Consider the following 11,293-nt stretch of genomic DNA (forward strand, 5'->3'; position numbering starts at 1 on the left):
CACCCATGCGGCGAAGGCGACCATGATTAATCCCGGGATCACGCGAAGAGCGAACGAAAGTCCGCCGCTGGAAGCGGCGAGCACGATCTTGCTGATGGTGTTGGTCGAAAGCCCGGCCAGAATTGGCAAGACAGCGTCAGGCGGAGTGAGCTTTCCGGATGCAACGAGCGATGCAACGGAGATAGCGGCTGAATGTGTATCGGCGAAACCAGCGATGGCCGCGGCGAAGATAACGCCGTTTTCGCCGAATTGGTCCCGAAGTGCCGCGCAAACGACGAGAATGATGGAAAGGGTCAATGCAAACACGAATGCCGTCGAGAGGCTGAACGCATGAGAGCTTTGCACTTCGGCTTCCGCCCTCTGCCGCAGAGCCAGAACGGTAAACGCAGCGCCGTAGAAGGTTGCAGCCAACCCAGCGCATACTAGCGGAATAGCCAGGGCTAGAAGGGACGTCATGCTTGTTGTTGCCAGAACGAGGGCCATCTGCACGATCGTTGCTATCGTTGACAGCACGGCACCCGCGACGGCGGACGCAAGCACTTCATTCGCCTTCGCTGCGCGTGCGCCCATCGCGGCGATGGTGGCGGTACTCGAAATGAAACCCGACGCGAGCCCAGCGATCGGAAGCCCAAACCGGGCACCAAGTAGGCGGACTGCGATATACCCAGCCGCGCTAATTGCCATAATCAGTATGACTATCACCCAAATCGAGTGCGGATTTAATGCGCCATAGGGACCCATCGGACGATCGGGGACGAGAGGTAGAACGACGAGCGTTGCTCCTGCAAAAATCAGAGCGTCCTGTAGTTCATCCTCTGTGAGAATGGACCCGACAAACTGATGAAGCCGAGATTTGGCGGCGAAAGCCCACCGAGCAAAACGGCTACCGTCAACGCGACCTCGGTCGTAAGCCCAGGATCTTCTTCATGCCCGCGCCAATAAGCGACGGCGACCAGAACAATGACGCCTGAAGTCGCTATCGAAAGCAACGTTTGACCGCCAGCCAAAAAGCTGATGGCTCCGGCAAGTGAAGTAACTGCGAACGTTCTTATTCCGGCGGGCGAACGGGATGGCCCGGAGCCCTTACGGCGTTCCCGCTCGGAGCCGATCAACAAGCCGATCCCAAGTGCGACAGCCAAGTTCAGGATAATGGGGTCGATGAGGGGCATTCGATATCAATCTCGCGTGGCTGGCCAACTGCGCTTCTCGCCAAGCGTGTCCTCCAGATAGAACGTGTTGACGATGACGAGAATGACCACGGCGAGAGGTGCTGCCAAAAGAACACCAATCGGCCCCAACAGAAGTCCGAACACCAGAGTTGCGAAAAGGGTGAGAATTGGCGGCAGTTCGACGATTTCGGCCTGGATGATGGGTGTTATCAGATTTCCCTCCACGAAATGTACTCCGGCGTATAGCAGCGCCGCGTAGAATGCTGAAAACGGTCGATGGGTTGCCGCCATCAGAATTCCCGGCACAGAGGAAAGGATCGGACCTACATATGGAATGAAGGCAAATAGGCCAGCCAACAATCCGAGCGCAAGCGGCGCCGGCACGCCAAGTCCCCATAGACCTAACCCGGTCAGCGTTCCGACAATGGCCATCGTAATTGACTGTCCAACCAGCCATCGCTGAAGGGTTCGACCTGTTAGGCCAAATATCTCAGCAATCCGCTGGCGCCGTTTCTGTGGCGCCAGTCGCAGGAGACCTTGAAGATACCTGTCGGGCTGCGCTGCAAGATAGATCGAGGCAAACAAAAGTACAGCAAGGTAACCCGCCGTGCGGACGATGGAACCAAAGACCGCCGTCACATAACCCGTGACTTGGCTCGTCGCACTTGTAAGGTTTACTTCCTGGGCGCGGAGAAACATCCAGGTACCCCATTGTGTCGCTCGCAGATCGCGCACAATCTGGGAGAAGCCCTGAGGAAGGTCTTGCGAAAGCAGTTCGAATTGCGTCGCAATCTGAGAACCGAATAACCAGGTGAACGCAACAAATGCTGACGTCATGGCGACAACCACCGCGGCAACAGCCAGGCCTTCGGATATTTTTGTTCGGCCGCTAATGATACCTGCAAGACCGCGCAGTACCAGCGCCAATAGGATCGAACCAAAAGCCAACAGCAGCACGTCGGAAAGGCGCCACAAGGCCAACGCGGAAGCTGCGATGCCTACGATCAAAAAGCAACTTTCGAACGAAAAGCCAACCGGGCGGCTCGCTCAAATCGACAATGCGTGCTGGGGCCTTTTGGCTGCTATTCGACATGTGATCTCGCCGCAACAAATGCTCACGATAGTGCGCGCTGCGAGGCCGGCCTTGAGGTGCGTCAAGCAGAGAGGGTCGTTTAATGCGAATCGATGTCGGTGAGCTATGTTGACCACAGGCTCCAATAGCCCCATTCGACAGTTTTTTGCGTTCGTTTAGAGGGAGTGCCCTACAAGGCGTCCGATGGCAGCGGTAGTACCCATCGCAATCGCTCCCCAAAAGGTAACCCGCAACATCGGCCTCAATATGCCTGCTCCACCGGTCTGCGCCCCAGCAGCCCCTAGGATAGCAAGCGCGACCAGTGAGCCGGCCGACACAACCCATGGAATTCGGGCTAACGGCGACGCTATCGCGATTACCAGGGGGATGGCGGCACCGAACGCGAAGGTAACTGCCGACGTTAATGCCGCCTGAATGGGGCGCGCCACCACATGCGCTGATAGACCCAGTTCGTCCCGTGCGTGTGTGGCAAATGCATCCTTCGCTGTAAGTGCTTCCGCGACTTGGCGAGCCAGCGAGATATCGAGCCCACGTTCGACGTAGATATTTGTCAGTTCATGAAGCTCTGCATCAGGCTGTTCAGCAAGCTCACGCCGTTCTTTCGCCAGATCGGCAGCTTCGGTATCGGCCTGCGAGCTTACCGAAACATACTCGCCTGCGGCCATTGCTGTTGCACCGGCTACTAAACCGGCCACTCCTGCAACAATGACCTCATTAGGTGAAGTCGATGCCGCCGCAACACCAACGACAAGGCTGGCAGTGGAAATGATGCCGTCGTTCGCGCCGAGCACAGCAGCACGCAGCCAGCCGATGCGCTCAATCAGATGCGCTTCACGATGAAGAGGGTGCATATTGATAACTCCAAGCACTTACATAAAACGTATCGACGACGTTGGCGCACCTTGGTCAAAACGGCCTCTCGCAGGTTGATCTAAATCAACACGATTCGACAGTCTCCCGCTGCTTCGTTCTCGGCGATCGACCGCGAAAGTAACTGACAATCGCGGGCTGATCATGAAACGCTATCTCGCCATCATCGGCGACCTTGAAGATCAAGTATGCCGTTTCCAACCTGTAATCATTGATTTCACCAGGTTCTCTCCATCTTTGAGGCTGGAGATGAGAACTCCGACAACGTGGAAGACGATGAGCCCCACGGTCAAATTGGCCAACGCTTCATGGACCTCTTCGACCCACTTCGCGCCCCAGAATACGTCGGTAGTCATCAGGTAACCCGTGAGACCGGTTCCGAGGAGCAAGACAAGAAGGGCGATGATCATAACACCGCCCGCCGGATTATGGCCAAGATACCGTGGCGCCCTGAACATGATCACGTCGCGCAGATAGGTGAGGACCTCCCGCGGCGACCGGACGAAGTTGCTGAACCGCGCGTGGCGCGGACCGACGAAGCCCCAGACGATGCGCAACGCAATCAGCCCGGCGATGGCGTAGCCGGCGGCGATGTGCATCTGCCCGGCGTCATCGCCAGTCACGTACGCCGCCAGAAACAGCGCCGCCAGCGACCAGTGAAACACCCGCACGAACGGATCCCAGACTTTGATCGCTTCCAGCAGCGTAGCGCCACCGGCTCCTATCGCATTCTCAGAAGTATTCATAGCGTCGCCCTCAGCGCTGGTCAGCGATCTGGCCGTTGGTCGGATCGACGAACAGCTCGACCCGGTTGCCGTTCTTATCCAGCGCATACAGCTCGCCGCAGGCGTTCTTGAGCTCCGCCTTCTGCACCTTGTAGCCGAGCGCTTCGACCTTGCTCTGCAGGGCCTCGACAGATAGCCACTGGTTGTTTGGAGCAGCGGTACACTGCTTGCCGAGGCTGCCCGCTTGCGCAGAACTCGCAACGCCGAGCATTGCCAAGGCGATTGCGAAGACCGAAATCTTAACCAAAGCCGCCATGCCGAATATCCCGGCAGCCATCTTGAAGGATGAAATCTTAGCCATTTCTGGTCTCCTGTGCTGGAAGTCCCGCCGCACGAGCGGGGGACGATGACGGGACTGTGCCCGAGCCGCGTTGACGGCAGCCTGTTGGTCGATGTCAGCGTTTTGTCAGCAATCCCGATGGCCCGGATAACACTGAAGCCGGCAGCATGGCCGCCGGCTCCTTTCGCGATCCAATCCTTGGTCGTCGTCTTTGGTCAGCCGCCCTTTCCGAGCCGCAGCCGCAGATAGTCGCCGATTAGAACCGCCGTCGGTTGCGTTATTTCAAAATCGTTAAGGCTCTGAATTGCGACCCGGGTGGCAAGCTGCGTTAGCTCCTCGTCGTGATCAGCTTTGCCAGCCTCGATCAAATCGTTCATTAGCGAAGTAATCTGCAGGTGCTCATTCTGCAATTCCGGGAGTGTCGCTTTGGTACGATCCGCCATTTCGATGGCAGGCTCCATACCCTTCAAAGTCATGTCTTTCGAAATCGCACCTTTGGCAATGTTTGGAAGCAGCGCGAGTGGGGGCAGCACAAATGCTTCTTCCTTTGCGTAGTGGGCTTTGATGACGATCAATGCCTTTTGTACTGCAGCGGCATGGGCCACCTCGCGCTTCGCGAAGCTCGTCAGCTCCTTGATGATCTGCTCGTGCTCATAGGCAATGGATTGAGGAACCAGCAGTGCCGATTGGTCGGCCGCATTGCCTGCAGCCATCGGCGCCGCCGTCAGAATCGATGCCAGGGCCGCGATACCGAACGCCCCGGCGACCGTCTTGAACGATGAAATGTTAGCCATTTTCTGGTCTCCCCTGCTGAAAGTCCTGCCGCTCCGTGCGGCGGACGATGACGGGAGCGTGCCAGAGCGGCGCTGACGGTCGCCTGTTGATCGATGTCAGCGTTTTGTCAGCAAGCCTTGCAGCCCCGAAACGGCCGGAGCCGGCGGCATCGCCGCCGGCTCCCCTCGCGATGGCCGGGTCAGCGACGATCCCGGTGCGCTGCAGTCTCGTCTTCTTCATGGTCTTCGCGCACTTCATGCCGCTTATCGCCGGAACCGTCATGGCGCTCGCGCGACCGCTCGGCGTTCTTGTCGCGCTCGTGCCTGCTCTCGCTGTCATTAGCCGCCACGCGGGTGACCTGGGTACCCTCGCCCGTTTTCGCCGGCGACCGATCGCTGGCCTGGGCCAACGCCGCGAAGCTGAAAAGCGCCGCGAGCGTCCCGAAAACGATAGTCTTTCGCATTGTCCATTCTCCACTGTTCCGTGCCGGCCGGGTATTCAGCCAGGGCGCAGGCGAAAATGCACGCCAGGCGATGACGGACGCCTGTTGATCCATGTCAGCAAGGTGTCAGGTCGTTTCGGGCAAGCTTGCGTCGAGGAATATGGTGTCAAAGTCCATGCGCTCGGGTCAAACGGTAATATTAGCAATGGTGCTCGCGGGAGCCACTCTGGTGGGGGCGCCGCGCGCGGCGGACGCACGCGATCAGGACGAACTGCGCCGCGACGAGGTCCGCCGCGCGGTCGAGAACGGCGAGATCCATTCCCTGACGGACATTCTGAGCACCTTGCGCGGCAAGCTCCCCGGCGAGGTCGCCGGTGTCGAGATCGAACACGAGGGAAGTCGCTGGCTCTACGAATTCCGCATCGTCGACAGCCAGGGGCGGCTGTTCGAAGTCTATGTCGACGCCCGCAGCGGCGAAATCGAACGTATCAAGGAGAAGTGATGCGTGTTCTTCTTGTCGAGGACGACCGGCGGATCGCATCCGACGTTGTGCGGGCACTCGAAGCTGCGGGCTACGTGGTCGAGACCGTGCGCGACGGCGAAGAAGCGTGGTTCCGCGGCGACACCGAGGATTATGGCGCCGTCATCCTCGATCTCGGGCTGCCGGGCATGGATGGACTTGCGGTACTGAAGCGCTGGCGCGCGAACGGCCGTCAAATGCCGGTGCTGATCCTGACCGCGCGCGCGAGCTGGGCCGAGCGTGTCGACGGAATCGACGCTGGCGCCGACGATTACCTGCCGAAGCCGTTCCGCATCGAGGAATTATTGGCGCGGCTGCGCTCGATCGTCCGCCGCTCCGCCGGCCATGCATCGTCAGTGGTGTCCTCCGGCGAGATCACGCTGGACGAACGACAGATGAGAGTGAGCGTGCGCGGCGTTCCGATCGCGATGTCACCGCTGGAATATCGCCTCGTCGCTTACCTGCTGCGCCACCGCGGCCGTGTGGTGTCGCAGCACGAGCTCGACGAAAACGTATATGGCCACGGCGAAGATCACGATTCCAATGCACTGGAAGTGTTGATCGGCCGGGTGCGTAAGAAATTGGGACCTGATCTGATCGAGACCCGGCGCGGCTTCGGCTACCTCGTGCCGGAGACGCCTGCATGAGACTGGGATCGCTCCGGCTGCGGCTTGTCACCGGCGGGATCATCGCAATCCTGCTGGCGCTGACGATTGCCGGCGCCGGCTTGATTCTGCTGTTCGAGCGCCACCTCACCCGAACCATGGCCGACGATCTCGACGTGCACCTCAAACAATTGCTCGCCGGCGTCGACGTCGATCAGGATGGTAATCTGGTCATGATGCGGCCACCGGCCGATCCGCGCTACGCCGATCCATTGTCGGGGCTTTACTGGCAGGTGGAGGATGATCGTGGCCAGTTGCTGCGTTCGCGCTCGATATGGGACACCAAACTGTCGCCGCCTGTCGACGAACCGGCACCCGGCGAGACCCACCATCACGAGGTGATCGGTCCCGCCGATAGCCATGTGCTGATCGCCGAGAGGAAAGTCCTTCTGACCGTCGGTGACCGGCGTGTGCCGGTACGGCTCGTCGTCGCCGCTGATCTTGCCCGCGTCGCGACCGCCACTGCCGCTTTCGCCAGGGATCTCGCCATCGCGCTCGCCCTGCTGGGTCTGGTGCTGGCGATCGCGACCTCGATCCAGGTTGCGCTCGGCCTGCGTCCCCTCGACGCTCTTCGTCGTGGTGTTGCCGATATCCGATCCGGGCGCCGTGATCATCTGCCGGCCGGAGTGCCGGCCGAGGTCCGCCCGCTGGTGGAGGAGGTCAACGCTCTGCTTGACGCCCAAGAGCGTGAGATCGAGCGTTCGCGCAGCCGGGCAGCCGATCTCGCCCACGGGCTCAAAACGCCGCTGGCGGCGCTCGCAGCCGATGCCGCCCGCCTGCGCGACCGTGGCGAAACGATCCTCGCGCAGGACATCGAGGCGGTCGGCGACGCCATGAGCCGCCACGTCGACCGCGAACTGGCGCGGGCCCGGGTGCGCAGCGCCGTCAGGCACCGGGACAGCCATTCCACGATGCTGGCACCGCTCGTGCGCTCGCTCGTTGCCACGCTGTCGCGAACGTCTTTCGGCGTTCGCGTGACCTTCGAACAGCACATTGCCGACGACGTGCAGGTGTCGCTCGACCGCACCGACCTTGCCGAGGTGCTGGGCAATTTACTTGAAAATGCCGCGCGTCATGCCACACAGCGTGTCCGCATCAGCACCGATTCCGCAGCATCGGTCGTCATCGAGGATGACGGCCCGGGAATCCCGCCCGCCCAATGGCCGCGTGTGCTCGAGCGCGGGATTCGCCTCGACGAGCGAGGCGAAGGCGCCGGCCTCGGGCTGGCCATCGTCCAGGACGTTCTCAATGCCTATGGCTGGCGACTAGACTTGGCCAAGTCAGACCTCGGCGGACTGAAGGTCACGATCGCGCCACCAGCCGACACCGTATGAGCCACCGTCCAGCGCGCGGTTCCGCGCGGGCGAACCGGAGCGCCTCCTCCCTAGCGTGAGGATTGGTCCAATCCTTCGCCCCTCTGTGTTGTTCGCATTTGTGGATTGCGCCTTCCTTCAGCAAAAAGACAGATCGTACATCTGTCCGCCGACCGAAAACTCAGCCGTTCTCTCGTCAGCATCTTGTACCCCGTCCGGTGGTGAATCCGTCGAACGTGTCGCCGGTTCCCCGAGCAGACGCGAAAAAACCACCCGAACAGCCCAAACCTTTCCCACTGTTTTGGCTGCGAACGGCAGCTTTGCGCCAGGAGCGGTCGTTCACTCGGAAGCTATGCAGCACGAACCTTGGCGGAACTGAAATCAAGATGCCCGCTTTTCTAGCTCTCAGTTGGCTTTACCGTGATCTATCTGATGGCAGCGACCCATCTCCCGGATATTTTACGAGCTAGAAAACCTTTCATTTCACTCTCGGCAGTTACCGACGCATCATTTCGAAGCGCCGCGTAGACGAGCTCCCACTCACGGCACAATTGGGCCTCCGGCGTCTCCATCCCCGGCTTCGGATCGCAAATCTGACTTTTGCAACAGTATCCGCCATCAGCGGACTCTCGCACCGGCACCATCGGCAGAACGTTTCGATCACCTCGTCGGCGCGGGTGAGCGCGTCGGTCACCCCCGCACAGCATCACAAGTGTAACGCTTGCAATCCTGGTAAACGCCCCGACACTCGAAGGATGGGATTTGCTTCATGGACAGGCAGTCGCGATATCGCGCTCGACAGATATTGATGCATTGCTGTTTAGCGGTCTGAGCTGCCGCGAAGGTGAAAGAGGCGAGATCGGCGTCGCGCGCATTGAGTGTTCCCGGACACAATGACAGAAGCGCTGCGAAGAATACGGAGACGATGGCAAATAGCCGCTTGCTATATTTCATGGATAGCCCCTTTAGATCGAAAAACATTGAGAGTTTGGAGTGACGTAGCAGTTCGTCATTGACTACAGCCTTTATTCATCCGCAACTGCGCTAGCTGCGATTGCCCACGGAACGGAGATACCCTTGCCATCGATTGGCGAAAGCGACGCTCCGTTCCGGTCTGATCCGCAGTATAGTGACACTCCCGCTCTCGCGCCAAAGATCGCACTCGCTCACTTACTGGACTTTGATACCGAGTCGTTCTCTCATGCTTTTGAATACGATCTCCATGGCTTGAATGATTTTTATCTCGGGGTTTGCCTTGCAGTACACAATCACTTCATGTTCGGCTTCCTTGCCTTTTCTTATGTCCATGTAGTGCTTTTTTGCGAGCCCATTGTACCAACCGCTGTACCACGCGGTGAGCCTATCGGCGTCGCCTTGCCATGTGTTGGCAAGTTGCGCGCAAGTCAGTGCCTGAACGTCGAGGAACCCTTCGGCATCAGCGTAAGCGCTGAGATCAACTTGAGCTTTAGCTGGTGAGCCTGCCATGATCAACGCGATTCCGATCGCGGTCGAAATTAGAAACTTGCGCATACCATTTTTCCTCATCTGCTTTGGATTTGGGGACATTTTCTTCCGCTTAGAGCCACTCAATTTTCAACTCTTTCAATATATCTGCCTAAAGCGGTTGTAGCGTGCCAGGTGGCAGACAGTCGGATTAAACCTGTACCGAAAGCGTCACAGCTTCGTAAGTCAAGTTAGCGCAACTCGCGTCGCGCAAAGTCACGAGTGAAGAGTACAGTCAGTATGATGTGAAGGATGACCGCCGGCGACAGTAAGACGCTGGTCAAAAACCTACGCCGCGAGCATCGATCGCGGAGTTCGCTTTCGACCAGCGTTGCTTTTGCCCGTTGCGCCCGCACTGAGGGGCTGAAAACAACAGCAAGGGCTGCCAGCAGTATTGACCCAAGCGGTTTGTACATGACCGTGATCCTTAGGCTCGTGCAGCCGAGCGCTCAGCAGCTAGCAGAGCCGCGAAAATCAAGTGCAGGACAACAGCGGGCCATAGCAGTACACCCACTAACTTCCCGATGATTCCCAGATAACCAAGATAAACGGTTGCGAGTAGATTGTAGGCGAGCATCGCCCGAGCGACAGGTCTCGTAGAGGCGTCCGGCCAAGACGTTAATGCAAGACCCAGCAGGGCAATGCCTCCGAGTCGGCCGAGCGCCTGGCCCGGTTCGGACAATTCGTCTCCGAAAACCAGGCGTCCAAATAGAAGCGGGCTGATGACCAGGATCAGGCCGGTGGCAGCGATTTCAACGGCTACAGCAGTTGTGACCCATTTCATGGTGTCTTACCTCAAGGCAATGCCCAATAATCGACAGCGGAACAGCGCTTTCCAAAGCCAGAGTTCGGGCGCCCCGCGCCTAACGCTCAGGCCTGCCGTAGCTCCGACCGGATCAGGTTGCGTCACGCACCTTCTTGACCGGGGGAACCTTGTAGCTGCCATCGTAAGCAGCCTCCTTCGGGAAGTAATTGCGGAGTGTAAGGTTGAATTGACCGAGTGGCGTCGGCAGCCAATTCGGCTCCTTGTCTTTGCCGGGCGAGGTCGCCTGCAAGTAAATGTCCAACGATCCGTCGGAGTTGAACTTGAGCGGCATCCATGGGGCGATGGCGTAGCGATTGAGAATGTTCCGCTCGTAGAAATTGCCCTTGTATTGCGACACCGACCAGGTGCCATTGGTTGGCGGGAGCTGATCTTTCTCGAACCGCATTACGTATTTGTTGGCGCTGTCGAACAGCTGACCGTCGGAGTCCAGGTAGGCCGTGGGGTACACCGTGTCTTCGCGCATATCCGCGCCGAGACCCATATAGGCGATGCCGGCTCGGGTATTGTAGTCAGTGCCAAAACGGCCGATATTGAGCATGTTGATCCAACCGTTGACGTTTTTCAGTTTGGTGACCTCTTCGGCCATCTTGATCTGAACTTCCTTCACGGCCTTGTTCAGTCCCGCGGCGATACCACGATCAACCTTGCCGATGTCGAACGGCTTGCCCGGCTCGATGCCTAGCCTCTTCAATCGTGTAAGTGCCCGTGTATCCTCCGCATAGGGAGGATTGTCCTTCATAGCCATCGCGAGACGGTTGAAGAATGTCCCGGCATCCATTTGCGCCACCTGGTCGGGCGGCGTGATCTTGACATCGACCTTGCTGTTAACGGGCACATTGGTTGGAGGCGTGTAGGGCTTGCCCCATGCACTCAGCGGTGTCAGCTTGTAATCGGCCTGGATCGCATTGACCGCCGCGAAATCATCAGGCCCGTTCGCCTGCGTCTGGCCAAGCGCCCACGCATAGCGCGTCGATGAGCGGAACGTTTCCTTGATGCCCGCCGGTGCCGTTCCTTTCCAATCTGGTCCAGCGATCAGAAAATTGCCAGGCGAAG

General features: G+C 58.9%; 14 protein-coding genes. 3 read left to right on the forward strand and 11 right to left on the reverse strand.

Translation table 11 applies throughout. From position 1 onward, the window contains the following. The 8 genes from QZ213_RS16830 to QZ213_RS16865 all read right to left on the reverse strand — a co-directional run. Positions 1-741, reverse strand: a 741-nt coding sequence (locus QZ213_RS16830; protein ID WP_291687217.1) for a DUF4010 domain-containing protein, incomplete at its 3' end; no start/stop codon positions are given. Positions 742-791: 50 nt separating this feature from the next. Next, the gene (locus QZ213_RS16835) at positions 792-1,169 is read right to left on the reverse strand and encodes an MgtC/SapB family protein (RefSeq protein ID WP_291687218.1); all 378 of its coding nucleotides are present in this window, start codon (positions 1,167-1,169) and stop codon (positions 792-794) included. 6 nt (positions 1,170-1,175) lie between these two features. Continuing rightward, positions 1,176-2,177, reverse strand: coding sequence for an AI-2E family transporter (locus tag QZ213_RS16840; protein ID WP_291687219.1), 1,002 nt, complete (start codon positions 2,175-2,177; stop codon positions 1,176-1,178). 240 nt (positions 2,178-2,417) lie between these two features. Continuing rightward, positions 2,418-3,113 (reverse strand): VIT family protein, encoded by a 696-nt coding sequence (locus QZ213_RS16845; protein WP_291687220.1) that lies wholly within the window; start codon positions 3,111-3,113, stop codon positions 2,418-2,420. 201 nt (positions 3,114-3,314) lie between these two features. Next, positions 3,315-3,878 carry a cytochrome b/b6 domain-containing protein gene (locus tag QZ213_RS16850; protein ID WP_291687221.1) on the reverse strand — a complete coding sequence of 188 codons (564 nt, stop codon included), beginning with the start codon at positions 3,876-3,878 and terminating at the stop codon, positions 3,315-3,317. A 10-nt stretch (positions 3,879-3,888) separates the two neighbouring features. Then, positions 3,889-4,164: a PepSY domain-containing protein gene (locus QZ213_RS16855; RefSeq protein WP_291687230.1), complete on the reverse strand. Its 276-nt coding sequence runs from the start codon at positions 4,162-4,164 to the stop codon at positions 3,889-3,891. A gap of 248 nt (positions 4,165-4,412) precedes the next feature. Beyond that, complete coding sequence (locus tag QZ213_RS16860) at positions 4,413-4,991, reverse strand: hypothetical protein (RefSeq protein ID WP_291687222.1); 579 nt, start codon at positions 4,989-4,991, stop codon at positions 4,413-4,415. A 179-nt stretch (positions 4,992-5,170) separates the two neighbouring features. Next, positions 5,171-5,527: a hypothetical protein gene (locus QZ213_RS16865; protein ID WP_291687223.1), complete on the reverse strand. Its 357-nt coding sequence runs from the start codon at positions 5,525-5,527 to the stop codon at positions 5,171-5,173. 91 nt (positions 5,528-5,618) lie between these two features. Here QZ213_RS16865 and QZ213_RS16870 point away from each other — a divergent pair, with 91 nt between their 5' ends. The 3 genes from QZ213_RS16870 to QZ213_RS16880 are packed head-to-tail and all read left to right on the forward strand — an operon-like array spanning position 5,619 to position 7,932. Continuing rightward, complete coding sequence (locus tag QZ213_RS16870; protein ID WP_291687224.1) at positions 5,619-5,915, forward strand: PepSY domain-containing protein; 297 nt, start codon at positions 5,619-5,621, stop codon at positions 5,913-5,915. Beyond that, the gene (locus QZ213_RS16875; RefSeq protein ID WP_291687225.1) at positions 5,915-6,580 is read left to right on the forward strand and encodes a response regulator transcription factor; all 666 of its coding nucleotides are present in this window, start codon (positions 5,915-5,917) and stop codon (positions 6,578-6,580) included. Before QZ213_RS16870 ends, QZ213_RS16875 begins: the two co-directional genes overlap by 1 nt. Then, positions 6,577-7,932, forward strand: coding sequence for an ATP-binding protein (locus QZ213_RS16880; RefSeq protein ID WP_291687226.1), 1,356 nt, complete (start codon positions 6,577-6,579; stop codon positions 7,930-7,932). The genes QZ213_RS16875 and QZ213_RS16880 overlap by 4 nt, the downstream gene beginning before the upstream one ends. Before the next feature lie 1,149 nt (positions 7,933-9,081). On the opposite strand, the gene QZ213_RS16885 is transcribed toward QZ213_RS16880, so the two are convergent. The 3 genes from QZ213_RS16885 to QZ213_RS16895 all read right to left on the reverse strand — a co-directional run. Further along, positions 9,082-9,441: an HdeA/HdeB family chaperone gene (locus tag QZ213_RS16885; protein WP_291687227.1), complete on the reverse strand. Its 360-nt coding sequence runs from the start codon at positions 9,439-9,441 to the stop codon at positions 9,082-9,084. A 400-nt stretch (positions 9,442-9,841) separates the two neighbouring features. Beyond that, complete coding sequence (locus QZ213_RS16890) at positions 9,842-10,198, reverse strand: hypothetical protein (protein WP_291687228.1); 357 nt, start codon at positions 10,196-10,198, stop codon at positions 9,842-9,844. A 112-nt stretch (positions 10,199-10,310) separates the two neighbouring features. Further along, on the reverse strand, positions 10,311-11,293 hold a 983-nt coding region (locus QZ213_RS16895; RefSeq protein WP_291687229.1), incomplete at its 5' end, for a DUF1214 domain-containing protein.

Origin of the sequence: Bradyrhizobium sp., assembly GCF_017881085.1 — a bacterium.
In the GTDB taxonomy this organism is placed as follows: Bacteria; Pseudomonadota; Alphaproteobacteria; order Rhizobiales; family Xanthobacteraceae; genus Bradyrhizobium.